This window comes from Streptomyces sp. NPDC037271 (assembly GCF_055603605.1).
This window is the reverse complement of record NZ_JBVJVN010000001.1, coordinates 793,943-812,968: the sequence shown is the minus strand read 5'-3', so window position 1 is coordinate 812,968 and position 19,026 is coordinate 793,943. Positions and strand designations below refer to the sequence as shown.

At 72.0% G+C, this 19,026-nt stretch carries 18 protein-coding genes and 1 tRNA gene; 7 read left to right on the top strand and 12 right to left on the bottom strand.

Annotation, left to right across the window (positions count from 1 at the left end; genetic code table 11):
• Nucleotides 1–55 precede the first annotated feature (55 nt).
• From ACZ7G3_RS03730 to ACZ7G3_RS03700, 7 genes are all read right to left on the bottom strand, one after another.
• Complete coding sequence (locus tag ACZ7G3_RS03730) at nt 56–1,036, bottom strand: tetratricopeptide repeat protein (protein ID WP_426601027.1); 981 nt, start codon at nt 1,034–1,036, stop codon at nt 56–58.
• 165 nt (nt 1,037–1,201) lie between these two features.
• Nucleotides 1,202–2,494, bottom strand: a complete 1,293-nt coding sequence (locus ACZ7G3_RS03725; RefSeq protein ID WP_470923194.1) for an HD-GYP domain-containing protein — start codon at nt 2,492–2,494, stop codon at nt 1,202–1,204.
• A 241-nt stretch (nt 2,495–2,735) separates the two neighbouring features.
• Nucleotides 2,736–4,094, bottom strand: coding sequence for an HD-GYP domain-containing protein (locus ACZ7G3_RS03720; RefSeq protein WP_470923054.1), 1,359 nt, complete (start codon nt 4,092–4,094; stop codon nt 2,736–2,738).
• Between the two features lie 175 nt (nt 4,095–4,269).
• Nucleotides 4,270–4,581 (bottom strand): mycothiol system anti-sigma-R factor, encoded by a 312-nt coding sequence (rsrA, locus tag ACZ7G3_RS03715; RefSeq protein ID WP_053136860.1) that lies wholly within the window; start codon nt 4,579–4,581, stop codon nt 4,270–4,272.
• Nucleotides 4,578–5,261 (bottom strand): RNA polymerase sigma factor SigR, encoded by a 684-nt coding sequence (gene sigR, locus ACZ7G3_RS03710; protein WP_426601032.1) that lies wholly within the window; start codon nt 5,259–5,261, stop codon nt 4,578–4,580. The genes rsrA and sigR overlap by 4 nt, the downstream gene beginning before the upstream one ends.
• A 278-nt stretch (nt 5,262–5,539) precedes the next feature.
• On the bottom strand, nt 5,540–6,196 hold the full coding sequence (locus ACZ7G3_RS03705; RefSeq protein ID WP_470923053.1) for an alpha/beta hydrolase family protein: 657 nt from the start codon (nt 6,194–6,196) through the stop codon (nt 5,540–5,542).
• Between the two features lies 1 nt (nt 6,197).
• The gene (locus ACZ7G3_RS03700; RefSeq protein WP_470923052.1) at nt 6,198–7,013 is read right to left on the bottom strand and encodes an SOS response-associated peptidase; all 816 of its coding nucleotides are present in this window, start codon (nt 7,011–7,013) and stop codon (nt 6,198–6,200) included.
• A 103-nt stretch (nt 7,014–7,116) separates the two neighbouring features.
• Between ACZ7G3_RS03700 and ACZ7G3_RS03695 the strand changes: the two genes are divergently transcribed.
• The 4 genes from ACZ7G3_RS03695 to ACZ7G3_RS03680 all read left to right on the top strand — a co-directional run bounded on the left by ACZ7G3_RS03695 (nt 7,117) and on the right by ACZ7G3_RS03680 (nt 10,820).
• Nucleotides 7,117–7,839, top strand: a complete 723-nt coding sequence (locus tag ACZ7G3_RS03695) for a M50 family metallopeptidase (protein ID WP_470923051.1) — start codon at nt 7,117–7,119, stop codon at nt 7,837–7,839.
• A 169-nt stretch (nt 7,840–8,008) separates the two neighbouring features.
• The gene (aroA, locus tag ACZ7G3_RS03690) at nt 8,009–9,325 is read left to right on the top strand and encodes a 3-phosphoshikimate 1-carboxyvinyltransferase (protein ID WP_470923050.1); all 1,317 of its coding nucleotides are present in this window, start codon (nt 8,009–8,011) and stop codon (nt 9,323–9,325) included.
• 12 nt (nt 9,326–9,337) lie between these two features.
• Nucleotides 9,338–10,351 (top strand): ribosome small subunit-dependent GTPase A, encoded by a 1,014-nt coding sequence (rsgA, locus tag ACZ7G3_RS03685; protein ID WP_470923049.1) that lies wholly within the window; start codon nt 9,338–9,340, stop codon nt 10,349–10,351.
• 145 nt (nt 10,352–10,496) lie between these two features.
• The gene (locus tag ACZ7G3_RS03680; RefSeq protein WP_019326978.1) at nt 10,497–10,820 is read left to right on the top strand and encodes a DMT family transporter; all 324 of its coding nucleotides are present in this window, start codon (nt 10,497–10,499) and stop codon (nt 10,818–10,820) included.
• Between the two features lie 11 nt (nt 10,821–10,831).
• On the opposite strand, the gene ACZ7G3_RS03675 is transcribed toward ACZ7G3_RS03680, so the two are convergent.
• The gene (locus ACZ7G3_RS03675; protein ID WP_426601042.1) at nt 10,832–11,455 is read right to left on the bottom strand and encodes a TetR/AcrR family transcriptional regulator; all 624 of its coding nucleotides are present in this window, start codon (nt 11,453–11,455) and stop codon (nt 10,832–10,834) included.
• Between the two features lie 358 nt (nt 11,456–11,813).
• On the opposite strand from ACZ7G3_RS03675, the gene hisN reads away from it, so the two are divergent.
• Nucleotides 11,814–12,614 (top strand): histidinol-phosphatase, encoded by an 801-nt coding sequence (gene hisN, locus ACZ7G3_RS03670; RefSeq protein ID WP_426601044.1) that lies wholly within the window; start codon nt 11,814–11,816, stop codon nt 12,612–12,614.
• 120 nt (nt 12,615–12,734) lie between these two features.
• Here hisN and ACZ7G3_RS03665 read toward each other — a convergent pair whose 3' ends face one another.
• Nucleotides 12,735–13,574, bottom strand: coding sequence for a hypothetical protein (locus tag ACZ7G3_RS03665; RefSeq protein ID WP_470923048.1), 840 nt, complete (start codon nt 13,572–13,574; stop codon nt 12,735–12,737).
• Between the two features lie 499 nt (nt 13,575–14,073).
• Here ACZ7G3_RS03665 and ACZ7G3_RS03660 point away from each other — a divergent pair, with 499 nt between their 5' ends.
• Nucleotides 14,074–14,481, top strand: a complete 408-nt coding sequence (locus ACZ7G3_RS03660) for a CBS domain-containing protein (RefSeq protein WP_426601047.1) — start codon at nt 14,074–14,076, stop codon at nt 14,479–14,481.
• 143 nt (nt 14,482–14,624) lie between these two features.
• On the opposite strand, the gene ACZ7G3_RS03655 is transcribed toward ACZ7G3_RS03660, so the two are convergent.
• The gene (locus tag ACZ7G3_RS03655; RefSeq protein WP_426601049.1) at nt 14,625–16,076 is read right to left on the bottom strand and encodes a catalase; all 1,452 of its coding nucleotides are present in this window, start codon (nt 16,074–16,076) and stop codon (nt 14,625–14,627) included.
• Between the two features lie 145 nt (nt 16,077–16,221).
• Between ACZ7G3_RS03655 and ACZ7G3_RS03650 the strand changes: the two genes are divergently transcribed.
• Nucleotides 16,222–16,638 (top strand): Fur family transcriptional regulator, encoded by a 417-nt coding sequence (locus ACZ7G3_RS03650; RefSeq protein ID WP_398136161.1) that lies wholly within the window; start codon nt 16,222–16,224, stop codon nt 16,636–16,638.
• Between the two features lie 166 nt (nt 16,639–16,804).
• Here ACZ7G3_RS03650 and ACZ7G3_RS03645 read toward each other — a convergent pair.
• Both ACZ7G3_RS03645 and ACZ7G3_RS03640 read right to left on the bottom strand, forming a co-directional pair.
• Nucleotides 16,805–16,878, bottom strand: a tRNA-Met gene (locus ACZ7G3_RS03645).
• A gap of 197 nt (nt 16,879–17,075) precedes the next feature.
• Nucleotides 17,076–18,893 carry a tetratricopeptide repeat protein gene (locus ACZ7G3_RS03640; RefSeq protein ID WP_426601051.1) on the bottom strand — a complete coding sequence of 606 codons (1,818 nt, stop codon included), beginning with the start codon at nt 18,891–18,893 and terminating at the stop codon, nt 17,076–17,078.
• Between the last annotated feature and the right edge of the window lie 133 nt (nt 18,894–19,026).

Sequence of the window (19,026 nt, the reverse complement as noted above, 5' to 3'; positions counted from 1 at the left end):
GTGATGCTGATGGCGACTGCTGCTGCAGAGCCCCCGGTAAAGACTACGGGGCCGCTCAGCAGACCTCTTCCAGATCCCGCCAGTCCCGTGAGTCCGGGCTGTCCGCGACCCATCCGTCCAGCAACCCCTTCACCAGCGCGGCCGGCGCGGCCACCCCGCACTCCCGCTCCGGCACCCACAGCTGACCGTCGGTGCGGTGGCCGAGGGGCCCGGGGTGTCCGGGTTCGCTGTGGTCGTGCGGGTCGAGGTGCTCGCCCTCGCCCTCGTCGGACGGCATCCGTGACTCCGAGCACATCCGGCACAGCAGCCGGACCGACGACGACCAGTCCTCGGCGGCGAACCCGGCGTCGGCGGCGAGCTGCTCCAGGGCGTCCCGGTCGGACTCGGTGGCGGCCTCGAGGAGGACCACCCAGGTGGGTACGGGCGAGGGTGCCCACAGCTCGATCTCGTCGAAGACGGGGTAGGCGTGCCCGGCGGTGGTGGTCCGTTCGCCGTGCGGCACCCCGTCGTGGAGGACGACCTCGCCCCAGCGCCGGCCGGAGGACGGCAGCGGGATGGACAGCACCTCGATGCGGGCGGGGTCCAGCCGCCGCCCCCACACGACCTCGGCCTCCCCCTCCGGGGACAGTCGTACGGCCGCGCTGCCGAGGTTCATGCCGAGCGGCTCACCGGCGTCCGTCGGGTCCCCGGGTGTGCGCAGCCCGTAGGCCTGCCAGGCCCGGCGGGCCAGTGGCCAGTCCTGCAGGGCGGTCGCGGCGATGCCGACGTTCCACCAGTCGGGCGCGCCGGTGTCCCGGTCGAGGAGCGCCACCGCCCTGAGGCCGGCCGCTCTGGCCTGCTCCCAGTCGTGCCGGAACTTGTGCAGCAGGGCGAGGTTGAACCACGACTCCGACAGCCAGGGTTCCAGGTCGGCGGCCCGCGTCAGCAGCGCGCCCGCGTCCTCGTAGCGACCGTCGCCGATCAGCGTGAACGCACGGTCCGTGGCCTGCCGCCAGGAGGCGGAGGGCCGGTGCCGTCCCTTGCCGAAGATCCTCACGATTCCCGCCTGCCAGTTCCGTTCAGTGGGCTGGCTGTGCCTTTCCGCGCCCCCGGACACCTTCTCCTTCGCATCCAACCACGTACGGCTGGAAGGGCGCTCATTACCCATGGGTTACCCAGCCGCGGGCGCGGTAAGACTGCCCGCCCGTCTCCCGTCCCGCCCTCAGCCGAGACGCTCACGTGCCGCCCCTCCCTGCCGGGAGAGCACCCGGGCCAGTGCTTCCACGACATCGGGAGCGTAGTCGCCCGCGGTGGCCAGGCGCAGCTCCTCCAGCGCCGTGAGGCCGCCGCCGGGCCCGGCGTCCCGTGTCTTCTCCTCGTAGGCGTTCACGGCCCGCACGATCCGCGCGGCGACCGGCTGCTCCCGGCAGGGGTCGGCCTGCCGCTCCACCACCACGGCGACGGCCGCGTCGACCCCGGTCCGGCGGACGACGGCCCCGCCGAGGAGCGCGATCCTGCGCTGTTCCGCGGCGGGCAGGCCGGCGGTGGCCCCGGCCGGGACCGGGTCGACCAGGCTCAGCTGGCCGATGTCGTGCATGAGGGCCGCGTACTCGAGCACGGTCAGCTCGGCCCCGGACAGCCCCAGGTCCCGGCCGACGGCGCAGCTCAGTTCGGCGACGCGGCGGGCGTGTCCGGCCGGGGTGTACCCGGCGATCTCGGTGGCTCGGGCCAGGGAGGCGATGGTCTGCCGGTAGGTGGCCCGGACGGCCGCGTACCGCCGGTAGGACAGCTGGGTGAGCAGAAGCGGAACGCAGAGGACGGGGAGCGCCCACAGTCCCGCGACGGCCACCGCGAGGGCCATCACCGCCCCGGTCGCGCCCACCGCGGACGTGACGCCGACCATGCCGCGCAGTTCCTCGCGCAGCAGCGGGCCGAAGGGCCATCCGGTGCGCGCGTGCGCGGGAGCCGCGGCGAGTACGGCGTCGCACAGCGTGGACAGGGCGAGCAGCACGATCAGCAGCACCGCGTAGGCGGGGCCGCTCCAGTCGTGGAACGCATCCTGGTTGGACAGCGGCTGGAAGCACAGGGCGGCGAAGGCGACGGTCAGCACACGCCGCGCGAGGTGTTCCAGCACCGGCCCGCCGCCCCGCGCGATGTAGGGCACGCTGCCGAGCAGCGAGGCGGCGAGCACGACCGTGACCGTCTGGGCGACGCCGTGGTGCGTGGGCCGTCCGGCGATGTCCCCGAGCAGCGCGTACGCCAGCGCCCCCGCGGCCGCGAGCGGCGCGGCCTCCCGGACCTCGGCCCCGGCCCGCCGGGTGAGTTCACCGAGGGCGACGAGGATGCCGAAGGAGAGCGCTACGGGCCGCTCGGCCAGTCCCGACCACAGCACGGAGGCGAGGCAGGCGAGTGCGAGGAGGCCGGCGCAGGCGGGGATCAGGAGGAGAACCACCGGGGACCGGAGGCGGGGCCCGGCCCGCGGCAGCGAGCGGCCCTTGTGACGGGACGGCGGCAGGGACTGGGACTGGGGCCGGGGCCCGGGCCGGGGCGATGTCATGGCGGGTCCTCGCCGGCGTGGTCGGCCGGTTCGTCGAGGCGGCCTCCCGTCGGCCCGCGGAAGCCGGGGCGGCCCGTGCCCGCGCGTCCCACCGTCCTCGGCGCGGAGCCGGCCGGCGCCCGACGGGCCGCCGCCCGCGACCGGCGACCGTGCCCCGGGTACGCCCTCCGGCGCCGGTCCGCCCGGGCCCTCGGCCCCGTCACGGCGCCCCCCTCCCGACGCTGTCCCGCGCGTCCTCTCCCCGGGCCGGGAGCGCGCCGCCGGGGAGGGAGGGTGCCGGTGTGTCGCCGGGGAGGGCCGGGGCCGGTGTGCCGTCCGCCGTCACCGCCGGGCGCCAGCCGTCGCACCCCAGGGCGCGGACCAGTGCCCCGACCATCCGTGGGTCGAACTGCGCCCCGGCGCACCGCCGCAGTTCCTCCACCGCCGCCGCGACGGGACGCGCCCGGCTGTAGGAACGCGTGGACGTCATCGCGTCGAAGGCGTCGGCGACGGCCACCACCCGGGCCGATTCCGGGATGCGGTCGCCGGCCAGGCCGTAGGGGTAGCCGCTGCCGTCCAGCCGTTCGTGGTGATGCAGGACGGCGGCCCGGGCCTCGCCCAGGAAGCGGATGCCGCGCACCATCTCGTGCCCGTACTCGGGGTGCAGTTCGATCACCCGGCGCTCCTCGGGCGTCAGCGGCCCGTCCTTGCGCAGCAGCCGGGTGGGCACGCCGAGCTTGCCCACGTCGTGCAGGATGCCGGCGAAGCGGAGCGTCTCGACGCGCTCGTCGTCCATGCCCAGCTCGCGGGCGATCATCATCGAGGCCTGGCCGACGCGCTCGCTGTGCCCGCGCGTGTAGCCGTCCTTGATGTCGACGGCCTGCACCAGCGCGCGGATGGTCGCCCGGTGCGCGGCCCGCTCCCGGTGGTACTGGGCGAACGCCCACCACGCCACGCACATCGGCAGCAGCACGAGCAGCGCGGCGACGGGGCCGTACGGGCTGCGCCACAGGACGGCCATCATCAGTCCGGCGAGCCCGTGCACGGCGATCGGCGCGAGCGACCGGGAGAACTGGCCCCACCAGGCCCCGCCCACCGGGGTTCGGTCGGCGAGCGCCAGGATGCCGCCGTCCAGCAGGGTCAGTACCAGGCAGAACGCCAGTACCGCGGCCCCGGCCGGCACGAGCGCGTACGGCAGGTCGGGGGCGGCGACCGCGTCCCGCCCGCCCAGCTCCCAGTGGACCCGGGCCGCGGCCCACACGGCGAGCGTCAGATGCCCGGCCCGCCACACGCGCCGCAGGGTGAAGGGCCGCTGCGCCACCGGGGGCAGCAGGGCCCCGGGCAGCACCACGAGTGCGGCGGCGGGCGGTGGCAGCAGGAAGGCCCCGGCGAGCAGCACGGGGTAGCAGGTCCCGACGGAACGGGACCGGGCGACCAGTTCCGAGCCCGCGTACAGCCCGGCGAGCAGCAGCATCACCCACCAGGGCGTGTGCCACCGGGGCAGCGGGCTCAGGCAGACCAGGACGGCGAGGACGACACCGGCGATGTAGACACGCGCCCGCGCCGGTACCGCGTCCATGAGCCCCTCCCCCGGCCATGCCTGTCAGGCTTCCGGAGCCTAGGACGGCGGCGGGGGAACGCGGGCAGACAACCCGCGAATTAGCACGTACGAGTGACGCGACACGAGCGATGCACGTGACACGGCACGAGTGACGCGACGCGAGCAACGCGCCATGTCCCGTACGTGGACCGGCTCAGGACTCCTGAGGAGCCGGCGGCGCGGCCGTGACGTCGTGCTCGGGCACGGACTGCCCGGAGCGGATCAGGTCGATCCGGCCCATGACCTTGGAACGCAGGTCACCCGGCACGTCGTCCTGTCCGCAACACCGCTTGACCAGCTTCTTCACGGCCTGCTCCAGCCCGTACTTCTCCAGGCAGGGCGAGCACTCCTCGAAGTGGTGCTCGAACTTCACGCAGTCCGAGTCCGGCATCTCCTTGTCGAGGAACTCGTAGAGATGATCGAGGATCTCGCTGCAATCCGTCTCGTGCGGCTCTCCGCAGCTCATGACCCCGAGCCTTTCGCTTCGTTCGACTCTCCGGCGCCGGCCGGGACCAGACCGCGGTCGCGGGCGTAGTCCTCCAGCATGCCGCGCAGCTGACGGCGTCCACGGTGCAGCCGGGACATCACCGTACCGATGGGTGTCCCCATGATGTCGGCGATCTCCTTGTAGGCAAAGCCCTCCACATCCGCCAGATACACGGCGATGCGGAACTCCTCGGGGATCGCCTGGAGCGCCTGCTTCACGTCCGAGTCGGGCAGGTGGTCGAGCGCCTGCGACTCCGCGGAACGCAGACCCGTCGACATGTGCGACTCGGCGCGCGCGAGCTGCCAGTCCTCGATCTCCTCGGCCGCGCTGCGCTGGGGTTCGCGCTGCTTCTTGCGGTACGAGTTGATGAAGGTGTTGGTGAGGATGCGGTACAGCCACGCCTTGAGGTTGGTGCCCTCGCGGAACTGGTGGAAGGACGCGTACGCCTTGGCGTAGGTCTCCTGCACCAGGTCCTCGGCGTCGGCCGGATTACGCGTCATGCGCAGCGCGGCCGAGTACATCTGGTCGAGGAACTCGAGCGCGTCCCGCTCGAAGCGCGCGCTGCGCTCCGCGGTCGACTCCACGCCCGTGCCCCGGCCCTCGGGCTGCTCCGCCTGGCCGTGTTCGGTCCCTGCGTCGGTCCCAGTGACCGGACCCACCTCCTCCAGCGATGTCGCGAGACCGAGACCGGTCCCACTCGAATCGGAGGATAGACGACCTGCGGTCGGGGGCGCTTGCCGATCCGGTCCGCCCGCCGTCCGAATAGGAGCGGTCTTCGCCGCGTGCAGCACCGTCCAGTCCAGGTCGGCGCGGCTGCTGCGACTTGGGCAGAAGGCTGAAGCCATGCGGCGGACTTCCTCTCGTACGGCGTCGGTGCTGATTCTCAGCAACGTATGTCCGCCACAACAGTGGCCGCCCGCCGGTCATTCCCGGGCCCTCAGCCGAGTGAGCGGGTCCACTCCGCGACACTTTCGGTGATCATCTCCAGGGCCCGCTCCTGCGTGATCTCCGCACGCTTGGGCACGGCGAAGCCGTGGTCGCCGTGCGGGATCCCGACCAGGTCGTACGTCTCCCCGGGGACCTCGGGGAACTCCTCGGGCCGGCCGAAGGGGTCGTTGCCGCCCTGGACGACGAGGGTCGGCACCCCGGCCCCGAGCAGCTCGGCGGCGCGGGACTTCTCGGGCTTGCCCGGCGGGTGCAGCGGGAAGCTCAGGGCGAGGACGGCGTGGGCGCCCAGTTCGACGGCCGTGCGGCAGGCGACGCGGGCGCCGGCGCTGCGGCCGCCGGAGATCACCGGCAGGCCGGGTGCGGCCAGCGCGGGCCAGACGCCCCGCCAGCCGGTGTCCAGGGTCTTGGGTGCGGGCGCCAGCTTCTTGCCGGCCACCCGCCAGGGCTGCTCGACCAGGGCGACGCTGACGCCGTGCGCGGGCAGCGCGGCCGCCAGCGCCCGCAGGTCGCGCGCCTCGATGCCGCCGCCCGCGCCGTGGCTCGCGGCGAGGACGAGGCGGGGCTTCTTCGCCGGGTGCCAGGTGATGCGGGCCGGGCCGGCGTCCGTCTCGACCGTCTCTGTCGGATCCGTTGTCGCATGCGTCACGTCAGAAGAGTGTGCCCTCTTCCGGCCCTTCCAGCTCCTTCAACAGCTCCGGCCCGTTGTTGCGGACATTACTGACGGAGGTGGAGACGGGGAACGCGCGCATCAGCCCGGTGGGCGGCGACGCCAGCAGGGAGGTCAGCTCGTCGGGGTCGGTGCGCGCCGGGTCGAGCCAGTCGTCCCACCGGTCCGGCGTCAGCATCAGCGGCATCCGCGGGTGGATCTCGGCCAGCGCGTGCGGACCGTCGGCCGGGGCGACCGCCAGCGGCGCGGCCTCCGCCTCGGTGGTGATCACCGAACACGTCACCCACCAGGCCTGCGGGTGGTCGTCCGGCAGCGTCCTGTCCCGCCAGAACTCGTACAGCCCCGCCATGGCGAACACGGAGCCGTCGGCCGGGGTCACGAAGTACGGCTGCTTGCGGGGCCGCTTCCTGCGGCCCTCGACCTCCAGGTCGCGCTCCTGTCTGCCGGTGACCCACTCGTAGTAGCCGTCGGCGGGCAGGATGCAGCGCCGGGTCGCGAAGGCGCGGCGGAAGGAGGGCTTCTCGTGGACGGTCTCCGCGCGCGCGTTGATCATCCGGGCGCCGCCCTCGGGTGTCTTGGACCAGGAGGGGACGAGGCCCCACCTGAGCTTGCGCAGCTGGCGAACCGGCTTCGGGTCCTCGGCGTCTTTCAGGGGACGGTCCAGGACGGCGTAGACCTCCTTGGTGGGGGCCACGTTGTAGTCGGGCTCCAAGGTCTCCTTGGGCTCCCACTTCTCGATTTCAAAGATTCCCGCGAGATCCTCGGGTCGACGACTCGCCGCATACCGTCCGCACATACGTGCCACACTGCCAGGCCCGCCCGTCTCCCTGCCACCACCCTCAACGAGGCGCTTCGCGCCGCACCCGCTGAACCGCGCACACGAGGAGCCCGCACCGAACATGGACCACGTCGCAACGGCCTCGCTCACCTCCCTCTGGGACGAGGTCTCCGGCACCCAGCCCGATCCCGACCTGTGGGTGGTGGTCGCGACCCTGGTCGCCGCGCTCGCCGTCGTGGTGCCGCGCGGGCTGTGGCGGATGGCGCGCAACGCCATCACCATCGCCCACGAGGGCGGCCACGGCCTCGTGGCCCTGCTCACCGGGCGCACGCTGACCGGCATCACCCTGCACTCGGACACCAGCGGCCTGACCGTCAGCCGCGGCAAGCCGCACGGGCTCGGCATGATCCTCACCGCGGTGTCCGGCTACACCGCTCCCCCGCTGCTCGGTCTCGGCGGTGCCGCGCTGCTGACCTCGGGACGCATCACCCTGCTGCTGTGGCTGGCGACGGCACTGCTCGTCGCCCTGCTGGTGATGGTCCGCAACGCCTACGGGGTGCTCACGGTGGTGCTCACCGGCGCCACGTTCGTCCTGGTGTCCTGGCTGACCGGGCCCCAGGTGCAGGCGGCGTTCGCGTACGCGGTGGTGTGGTTCCTGCTGCTGGGCGGGGTGCGCCCGGCGTTCGAGCTGCAGGCCAAGCGGGCGCGGGGCGGCGCCGGCGACTCGGACGCGGACCAGCTGGCCCGGCTGACCCACGCACCGGCGGGGGTGTGGTTCTTCCTGTTCCACGCGGTGTCGCTGTGCTCGCTGATCGGCGGGGGGCGCTGGCTGCTGGAGCTGTGAACGGGGCGCTCCCTTCGGCCTTCCGCCCCCGCGCTTCCAGCCTTCCACCCCCGCACTCCGCATATATGCACGGCAAGTGCACGATCGCATTGCACTGTCGCGTTTTCGGCCGGGTTTCTCCGCTTTTGATCAAGATCTCCGGTCGTTCTCTGCCATTAAAGTGGGGCCCATGACCGTGAACCCCGCGCACACCGCCCTCTGGCCCGCCCCGCACGCGAGCGGAGCCGTCGACGCGACCGTCCACGTGCCCGGGTCCAAGTCGGTCACCAACCGCGCCCTGGTGCTGGCCGCCCTCGCCTCCGAGCCCGGCTGGCTGCGCCGCCCGCTGCGCTCCCGCGACACCCTGCTGATGGCCGGCGCCCTGCGCGCGATGGGCGTCGAGATCGAGGAGGGCGTCGGCCCCGAGGGCACCGGCGAGTTCTGGCGGGTCATCCCGGCGGGCCTGCGCGGCCCGGCCACCGTCGACGTGGGCAACGCCGGCACGGTCATGCGCTTCCTGCCTCCGGTCGCCACGCTCGCCGACGGCGCCATCCGCTTCGACGGCGACCCGCGCTCGTACGAGCGTCCCCTGCACGGCGTGATCGACGCGCTGCGCTCCCTCGGAGCCCGCGTCGACGACGACGGGCGCGGCGCGCTGCCGATGACCGTGCACGGCAGCGGCGCCCTGGAGGGCGGTCCGGTCGAGATCGACGCGTCGTCGTCCTCGCAGTTCGTCAGCGCGCTGCTGCTGTCCGGCCCGCGCTTCAACCAGGGCGTGGAGGTCCGCCACACCGGCTCCGCGCTGCCGTCCATGCCGCACATCCGGATGACCGTCGACATGCTGCGCTCGGTCGGCGCCCAGGTCGACACCCCGGAGTCCGGCGGCGAGCCGAACGTCTGGCGGGTCACGCCGGGAGCGCTGCTCGGCCGCGACCTGACCATCGAGCCGGACCTGTCCAACGCCCAGCCGTTCCTGGCGGCGGCGCTCGTGACCGGCGGCAGGGTCGTCATCCCCGACTGGCCGTCCCGCACCACCCAGCCCGGCGACCGGCTCCGCGAGATCTTCACCGAGATGGGCGGTTCCTGCGAACTGACGGACTACGGGCTCGTCTTCACCGGATCGGGTGCGGTGCACGGCATCGACGTGGACCTCGGCGAGGTCGGCGAGCTGACCCCGGGCATCGCGGCCGTCGCCGCCCTCGCGGACTCCCCCTCCACCCTGCGCGGGGTGGCGCATCTGCGCCTGCACGAGACGGACCGGCTGGCAGCGCTCACCAAGGAGATCAACGAGCTCGGCGGCGACGTCACCGAGACCGCCGACGGCCTGCACATCCGCCCGCGGCGCCTGCACGGCGGCGTCTTCCACACCTACGAGGACCACCGCATGGCCACCGCCGGCGCGATCATCGGCCTCGCGGTCGAGGGCGTGGAGATCGAGAACGTGGCGACGACCGCCAAGACCCTGCCCGAATTCCCCGCCCTGTGGACCGGGATGCTCGAGGCGTAGGGACGGTTCGCCATGCGCCGCTACGGCAAGCACACCGACGAGGACGACATCCGCTCCCGTCCCAACCGCAAGGGCAACCGGCCGCGTACCCACACCCGGCCCAAGCACGAGGACGCCGCCGGGGGCCTGGTCCTCACCGTGGACCGCGGCCGGCTGACCTGCCTGGTCGAGGACCGGGTCGTCTTGGCGATGAAGGCCCGCGAACTGGGCCGCAAGGCCGCGATCGTCGGCGACCGGGTGGCACTGGTCGGTGACCTGTCCGGCAAGAAGGACACGCTCGCGCGGATCGTCCGCATCGAGGAGCGCACCTCGGTGCTGCGCCGCACGGCGGACGACGACGACCCCTACGAGCGCGTGGTCGTCGCCAACGCCGACCAGCTCGCCATCGTCACCGCCCTCGCCGACCCCGAGCCGCGCCCACGCCTGATCGACCGCTGCCTGGTCGCGGCGTTCGACGGCGGCCTCACCCCGCTGCTCGTCATGACCAAGTCGGACCTCGCGCCGCCCGACGAACTCCTGGAGCTGTACGGCGCGTTGGACATCCCGTACGTCGTCACCAGCCGCGAGGGGCTGGAGAACGGCGCGGCGGCCGACCTCGTACGAGAACACCTGGACGGCAAGATCACGGCCTTCGTCGGCCACTCCGGCGTCGGCAAGACGACCCTCGTCAACACCCTGGTGCCCGAGGATCGCCGGCGCGTGACGGGCCACGTCAACGCGGTGACGGGACGCGGCCGGCACACGACGACCTCGGCCCTCGCCCTGCCGCTGTCCTCCGAGGCGGGTGGCTGGGTCGTGGACACTCCGGGCGTGCGGTCGTTCGGGCTCGCGCACATCGACCCGTCCCGGGTGATCAACGCCTTCCCCGACCTGGTGCCCGGCACCGAGGGCTGCCCCCGCGCGTGCGGCCACGACGAACCCGACTGCGCGCTGGACGCGTGGGTCGCCGAGGGGCACGCCGACCCGGCGCGGCTGTACTCGCTGCGCCGGCTGCTGTCGACGCGGGAGCGGAAGGAAGGCGACTGACCTCCGCGTTGTTTGCCGTGCCGTGGTACCGGTAAGTGCATAATCGCACCAAGTCGCACCCACGTCGTGTCCAAGTCCGGGCATGGTCGGACGAGGCGACCGATCGGCGCAGCGGTCACGGTAGGGGACTACGGGAGGACAACACATGGCGTGGCTGCTGGTCATAGTGGCCGGGGTGCTCGAAACCGGCTTCGCCGTCTGCCTGAAGCTGTCGCACGGTTTCACCCGGCTCTGGCCCACCATCGCCTTCTGCGTCTTCGCGCTGGGCAGTTTCGGCCTGCTGACCATGTCCCTGAAGAAGCTCGACGTCGGCCCCGCGTACGCGGTGTGGACCGGCATCGGCGCGGCGGGCACCGCCATCTACGGCATGGTCTTCCTCGGGGACCTGGTCTCGACGCTGAAGATCGTCTCGATCAGCCTGGTCATCATCGGCGTGATCGGGCTGCAGTTGTCGGGCTCGGCGCACTGAGGCGTTCGCCGCTACGGCGCCGGCCGGCGCGGCAGGGCGGCTCGCACGAGGTCCGCCACCCCGCCCTCGGCGGGCGGCGCCGCGACGCAGGACAGGGCGAGACGTACGGCCAGTTCGCAGGAGCGGGCCAGCTCGGTGGCGTCCGGCCACGGAAACGTGCCGCCGCCCTTCAGGACGACGGCCACGGCACGGTCGCGCACGAGGGCGACGAAGTCGCCGGGCGAGGGCAGCGGACCGTCGGCCCTGCGCTGGGCCGGCACGGCCGAGGAGGACGGCACCGCGGTCAGGGCCGGGGAGGGCAGCCGCTCGCTCCAGCAGCCGGTGAGCATGGCCCGCACCAGCGCGTTGTCCCGGGCGGCGGACGTGGTCCACTCGGCGGTCGCGGTGAGCCGTTCGCACGAGTCGTCCTCGGGGCCGCCGGCGAGGGCGCGCTCCACTCCGGCCAGGTATCCGTCCGCCTCCCTGCGGACGAGCGCCCGGGCGAGCCCCTCCTTGCTCCCGAACTCGTTGTACAACGTCTGCCGGGACACTCCGGCCGCCGCCGCGACGTCCACCATCCGCACAGCGGACCACGGCCGGCGCGCCAACGCCGCGTAAGCGGCATCGAGCAGGGACTCCCGGGCTGCAGGCACCATCGCCTCCCTCGGGCCGAGCGATCTGGTGCCCAGGTTTGACGGGCCTGGGGGCACTGTCAAGGGCCTTCGCGCACGCCGCCGCGGCCACCGGCAGTCGCACCCCGACCCGACCGCAGGCGGTCACAGACCGTCACGGCCACCGGCGGCCACCCGCCGACACGACCGCGGGCAGTCGCACGCCGCCACACCGCGGGCAGTCGCACGCCGCCACGCCGGGCCGCGCACCCTCCTGCGCCCGGTCCCGAGGGGCCCGCGCCCCGCCGGACACCGGGCCGGGGGCCCACCGGCGCCGGCACCCGCCCTCCGCCCGCCGAACCCCTGGTAGCCCCGCCCCGCCCCCGGCAGATACCGTGACCGCATGGCCGACTACCTCGACGACCTCCGCCTCGCCCACGTTCTCGCGGACGCCGCCGACGCCGCGACGATGGAACGCTTCAAGGCCCTCGACCTGAAGGTCGAGACCAAGCCGGACATGACCCCGGTGAGCGAGGCGGACAAGGCCGCCGAGGAACTCATCCGCGGCCACCTCGCCCGCGCCCGCCCCCGCGACGCGGTGCTCGGCGAGGAGTACGGCGTCGAGGGCACCGGCCCCCGCCGCTGGATCATCGACCCGATCGACGGCACCAAGAACTACGTGCGCGGCGTCCCCGTCTGGGCCACCCTCATCGCCCTCATGGAGGCGGGCGAGGGCGGCTACCAGCCCGTCGTCGGCCTCGCCTCCGCCCCGGCGCTCGGCCGCCGCTGGTGGGCGGTGAAGGACCACGGAGCCTTCACCGGCCGCAGCCTGACCTCGGCCTCCCGGCTGCAGGTCTCCCAGGTCTCCGCGCTCTCCGACGCCTCCTTCGCGTACTCGTCGCTCGGCGGCTGGGAGGAGCAGGGCCGGCTCGACGGTTTCCTCGACCTGACCCGCGAGGTGTGGCGCACGCGCGCGTACGGCGACTTCTGGCCGTACATGATGGTCGCCGAGGGCTCGGTCGACATCTGCGCCGAACCCGAGCTCTCCCTCTGGGACATGGCCGCGAACTCGATCATCGTCACGGAGGCCGGAGGCACCTTCACCGGCCTCGACGGCCGCCCCGGCCCGAACAGCGGCAACGCGGCGGCCTCGAACGGCCGGCTGCACGACGAGCTTCTCGGGTACCTCAACCAGCGTTACTGATGCTGAGTACGGCCTGGCCTGCGCGTTCCTCCCTCTCGCAGGCCCTCTGAGCCGTCGTGGGACCGTCATGAGAGCCAGCGCGTGGGGGGACCAGGAAGCCATCGGCCACCGTCGCCGCTGTCAGGGAGTCCCCTCCTGGGTCACACCCAGGTTGGTCCAGCTCCCGAACTGTCCAGCCGGGAAGTCCTTCAGGTTGACGAACCCACCACCCTCATCCAGCTCGCCCGATGCGGCAGCTCCGGTGTCCTGGTTGTAGAAGAGGAGCTTGCTGCGGGTGGACACGATGTTGGTCCATTGCCCGAACTGCCCGGCCGGAAAATCCTTCAAGTTGACGTAGTCACCGCCGTTATCGAGCTTGCCCGATGCAGCACCTCCCGTGTCCTTGCTGTAGAAGAAGAGCTTGGAGGCGCCTTCGTCGAAGACGATGTTGGTCCATTTCCCGAACTGCCCGGCCGGAAAATCCTTCAGGTTGACGTAGTCACCGTCGTCGCGGAGCTCGCCCGATGCAGCACCTCCCGTGTCCTTGCTGTAGAAGAAGAAACGGGCGAAGAAATCGCCGCCGGCGGAGACGATGCGGGTCCAGTCCCCGAACTGTCCAGCTGGGAAGTCCTTGAGGTTGACGTAGTCACCACTGGCATCGAGCTTGCCGGATGCGGCACCTCGCGTCTGCCGGTCGTAGAAGAAGACCAGAACGCCGTCGGGCACGACGTCCGTCCACTCCCCGAACTGCCCGGCCGGGAAGTCCTTGAGGTTGACGTAGTCACCACTGGCATCGAGCTTGCCCGATGCGGCACCTCGCGTCTGCCGGTCGTAGAAGAAGAGCTGGCCGCCTCCGGGCACGACGTGCGTCCACTCCCCGAACTGTCCGGCCGGGAAGTCCTTGAGGTTGACGTAGTCACCACTGGCATCGAGCTTGCCCGATGCGGCACCTCCCGTCTGCCGGTCGTAGAAGAACAACATGGCATTGCCTCCCTTTTCGCTACCGGCTACCCACTCGGGCCCCGCACATATACGTGATTGTCACACTCCCGCGGGAAGAGCTCGTGTCGGTGGGACCATGCGGGCGAGAGACTGAGTCCGCTAGGCGGCGGATACAGTCGGCCGGAACACGAAATGGCCGGCTCACCCGCCCGGCTATGCCCTGGTTTTCCACGGGCACAGATCGCCTGGATCAACGCTTACAGGGGGTAGATCACCGTGGACCGTCCGAGGGTGGCCGGCGACAACCGGTGATGACAGCATGAACGCAGGTCATCGGCTAGCTGCGGGGCATCCCCGCAGCTAGCCGAAGCGCTGTTCTCGACCAGCGCTACCGAGCTCCTTCCTGGCGCACCCTGCGCACCATCGCCCGGCCCCTTGTTGACCCGTGCTTTACCTGCCACTCTGAGAGTCCCTCTACTTGTGAACTTGTGAATCCATGAACCAACTCATGGATCACCGGCAGGAGGTGGCTCCACCCATGCTCGTCCGCGAAGCCATGAGCACGGTCGTCCTCACCATCGGCCCCGCCCACACCCTCCGCCAGGCCGCCGCCCTGATGTCCGCACGCCGCGTCGGGGCGGCCGTGGTGTACGACCCCGACGCCGGCGGCATCGGCATCCTCACCGAACGCGACGTCCTCGTCTCGGTCGGCCTGGGCCAGGACCCGGACACCGAACGCGCCCACGCCCACACCACCACCGACGTCGTGTTCGCCGCACCGTCCTGGACCGTGGAGGAGGCGGCCCGGGCGATGGCGCACGGCGGCTTCCGCCACCTCATCGTCCTCGACCGCGGGGAGCCCGCCGGCATCGTCTCGGTACGCGACATCATCCGCTGCTGGGCACCGGCACGCTCGCGGCACGAGACGCCGGCGGTGACCGCCTGACGAGAGTCCGTCCGGCGGCCCTTCCGGTGACCGGCATTTCCGGCGACACCCCTCGCGTCACTCCCGCTGACACGACGAACGGGCCGGACCCCCGTACCCGGGGATCCGGCCCACCGCTACGACAAGCGGTCCAGTGCTGGACGTCAGCCGCGCAGGGCCTGGACCGCGGCCTCCAGCCGCTTGCCGAAGTCACCGTCGGCCTGACGGAAGTTGTCGATCGCGCGCTCGATGATGTCGTCGCGCGAGACGCCGGAGAGGGCACCGGCCAGGTTGCCGATCAGCCGCTCCTTCTCCTCGTCCGTCATCAGCCGGTAGAGGTTGCCCGCCTGGACGAAGTCGTTGTCCTCGGCGTGCGACGGAGCCTCGTGGTCGCCGGTGACACCGGAGACCGCGACCGGCTGCCACAGGGCCCTGTCCGTCTGGAACGGGCCGCCGAAGCTGTTCGGCTCGTAGTTCTTCGCACCCTTGTGGCGACCGTCGTACAGGTAGCCGTCACGGGAGTTGGTGCGCGCCTCGGTGGCGTGCGGACGGTTCACCGGCAGGTGGTCGGCGTTGATGCCGACGCGGTAGCGGTGGGCGTCGCCGTAGGCGAACAGGCGGCCCTGGAGCATCTTGTCCGGGGACGGGCCGATGCCGGGCACGAAGTGCGCCGGGGAGAAGATCGACTGCTCGACCTCGGCGAAGATGTTCTCCGGGTTGCGGTTGAGCTCCAGCTTGCCGAACCACACGATCGGGTAGTCCGCGTGCGGCCACACCTTGGTCAGGTCGAACGGGTTGAAGCGGTACGTCGCGGCCTCGGCCACGGGCATGATCTGCACGCCGACGGTCCAGGACGGGAAGTCACCGCGCTCGATGGCCTCGCGCAGGTCGCGCTGGTGGGAGTCGGGGTCCTCACCGGCGAGCTTGTCGGCCTCGGCCTGCGTCAGGCACTTGATGCCCTGGTCCGTCTTGAAGTGGTACTTGACCCAGAAGGCCTCGCCCGCCTCGTTGTTCCACTGGAAGGTGTGCGAGCCGAAGCCGTCCATGTGGCGGTACGACGCCGGGATGCCGCGGTCACCGAACAGCCAGGTCACCTGGTGCGTGGACTCCGGCGACAGGCTCCAGAAGTCCCAGACGTTGTCCATCTCCGTCGAACCCGTGTAGGGGTCGCGCTTCTGGGTGTGGATGAAGTCGGGGAACTTGATGGCGTCCTTGATGAAGAACACCGGGGTGTTGTTGCCGACGAGGTCGTAGTTGCCCTCTTCGGTGTAGAACTTCAGCGAGAAGCCGCGCGGGTCGCGGACGGCGTCCGCCGCGCCCAGGTTGCCGGCCACGGTGGAGAAGCGGAGGAAGGTCTCCGTCTCCTTGCCGACCTCGGAGAGGAACTTCGCCCGGGTGTACTTGGTGACATCGGCGGTGACCGTGAAGGTGCCGTAGGCGCCGGCGCCGCGGGCGTGCACGACGCGCTCCGGAATGCGCTCACGGTTGAAGTGGGCCAGCTTCTCCAGAAGGAGCTGGTCCTGGACGAGCACGGGGCCGCCGATGCCCGCGGTCTCGCTGTTCTGGTTGTCGGCTACCGGTGCACCGGTCTCCGTAGTGAGCGGTCCCTGAGTCACGTACTGCCTCCTGCGCCAATCCTGCAAAACCTGTCCCTTGGCTAATGCCGCTACCGATCCTACAATGGACAATGTCTAAGTCAAGTAAGACTCCAAAGTCACACACGTTCGGGGCCTGGTCCCCCTTGCTGTTAGGCTGGTCTGTATGAGTGACCTACTGGAACGGCTGCGTGGACGCGGCTGGCGCATGACCGCGCAGCGGCGGGTCGTGGCCGAGGTCCTCGACGGCGAGCACGTCCACCTGACGGCCGACGAGGTGCACGCCAGGGCTGTGGACAAGCTCCCCGAGATCTCCCGGGCGACCGTCTACAACACCCTGGGCGAGCTGGTCTCGCTCGGTGAGGTACTGGAAGTCGCGACGGACAAGCGTGCCAAGCGGTACGACCCGAACGCGCACCAGCCGCACCACCACCTGGTCTGCGCCCAGTGCGGCGCGATTCGCGACGTCCACCCGGTCGGCAACCCGCTGGCCGATCTCCCCGACTCGGAGCGTTTCGGCTTCACCGTCTCCGACGTCGAGGTGACGTACCGCGGCACCTGCCCGAACTGCGTTGCCGCGTAAGCCCTTCCACCCGTCCTCGCACGAAGCCCCGGCACCGATGGTGCCGGGGCTTCGTCGTGGGAGCGGACTGTGGTGAACCGTGACCGGTGAACAGTGACCGATAACCGGCTCCCGGTGAACGCACCGAGGGCCGGAACCCTTTCGGATTCCGGCCCTCGGCCTTCAGTAGCGGGGACAGGATTTGAACCTGCGACCTCTGGGTTATGAGCCCAGCGAGCTACCGAGCTGCTCCACCCCGCGTCGATGAATGGAACATTACGTCAACCCCACGACCAGAAGCAAATCGCTTCCGCCGCAGCCGGGGCAGTCGCGCCTCCCCCAGTGCCCGAAACGGTGCCTGAACGGCCTGAGAGGGACCACGCCGCCGCCCAGCGACAACACCGGCCGCCTCACAGGGCACCCGGCTCAGCGCAGCGTGACGCATCACGCGTCACGCATCAGGCCGACAGCTCCTGCCGCAACGCGTCTCGCAGCCGAGCCGCCCGCTCCCCCACTTCCCGCGGTCCCAACGACACCGCCCGGTCGGCCCAGCGCTGCCCCTCGGCCAGCTCCCCCCGCCGCGCGCAGACCAGCGCCAGCCGCAACGCCGCCCGCCCGTGTCCGGCGTCGGCCGCCCGGCGCCACCACACGACGGCCTCCGGCTCGCTGCCCTCGCGGGCCAGCAGCAGCCCCAGGTTGAACGCGCCGTTGCGGGATCCGGCCTCGGCCGCCTCCCGGTACCACCGCGCGGCCTCGACCACGTCGCCCCGCGCCGCGGCCAGCATGCCGACCCGCACCTGGGCCCGCCGGTGCCCCTGGGAAGCCGCCCGCTCGTACCACTCCTCGCACTCGGACTTCTCCTGTGCCGTCTCACCCAGCTCGTGCGCGGGCGCGGGCGGGCGACGCGCGTCCAGCACCGTCGCCAGGCGGTAGGCGGCCTCCGCGCTGCCGCCCCCCGCCGCGCACCGCAGGAACCGCTCGGCCTCGCGCTCGTCCCCGTCCCGCAGGCGCGCCATGCCGACCTGCAACGCCGCCTCGGTGTGCCCGGCGGCGGCCGCCCGCTCGTACCAGCGCAGCGCCGCCTGCTCCTCGCCCCGTCCCGCGTGCAGGATCCCGAGGTTGAACGCGGCGTCGACGCTGCCCGCCTCGGCGGCCTTGGAGAACCACGGCTCGGCACCTGTCTCGTCCCCGCCGCGCAGCAGCAGGATGGCCAGCGCGTTGGAGGCCTCCCGGTGTCCGGCGTACGCGGCTCGCCGGTACCACTGCTCGGCCTGTGCGGTGCGCCCCTGCTCGGCGCAGAGCAACCCGAGGTTGTACGCCCCGTTGTCGTCCCCGGCGTCCATCGCGGCCCGGTACCAGCGCTCGGCGGTCTGGGTCTCACCGCGTTCGGCGTGCAGCGCGCCCAGCGCGTTGGCGGCGTTGCCGTCGCCGTCCTGCGCGGCCCGCAGCCACCACACGGCGGCGCTCTCCGTGTCCCCGGCGTCGCGCAGCAGGAAGCCGAGCGCGCAGGCCGCGCGGGCCTCGCCGTCCTTGGCGGACGTGAGGTACCAGCGGCCGGCCTCCTTGAGCTCCCCCCGCTTCTCCAGGATCGTCCCGAGGTGCAGGGCGGCTCGCCGGTGGCCGCGTGCGGCGGCCTGCCGGTACCACTGCTCGGCCCCCTCGGCCGCGGAGGCCGCCCCTGCGTCGCCGCCGTCACGGTCCCGCCCGGCACCGCGGTCCAGGGCTCGTGCCAGCCGGTACGCGGCCTCCCGGTGCCCGCGCTCGGCCGCGGCCCGCATCCACCGCTCGGCCCCGGCGTCGTCACCCCGGTGCTCCAGCAGGTCGGCGAGGGCGTAGGCGCCCAGCACATGGCCCTGCTCGGCGGACTGGCGCAGCCAGTACTCGGCGGCGGGTTCGTCCCCGCGCTCGCGGAAGTGCCGTCCCAGTGCGTGAGCGGCCGGGGCGGACCCGGCGACGGCGGCGATCCGCCACCATCCGGCCGCGTCGTCGGCGTACCCGCGCTGATGCAGCAGGACGCCCAGGTTGTTGGCGGCGGCCCGGTCGCCGGCCGCGGTGGCGGCACGCAGATGGGACTCGGCTCCGTCGAAGTCGCCGCGGCGCAGCAGCATCGCGCCGAGGACGCTCATCGCCTCGACGTCACCGGCCTCGGCGGCGATCCGCCGGCGCACTTCCTCGGCGGCCTCGTCGGCCGCTTCCTGGGCCTCGTCCGCGCTCTCCTCCTGACCGGACGGCTGGGCAAAACGCCCTGTCCCGAACAGATTTGCCATGTCCCCCATAACGTCCATCGTCGCACCACCTGCAACCTGGGTACATCCGGTATACCGCAGCCCGTGAGGTCACTTCAGCGTTTTGTCGACATGCCCACAGGGAGACAAGTCAAACACAGATCCCCCCAACTCCCCTGGCGGC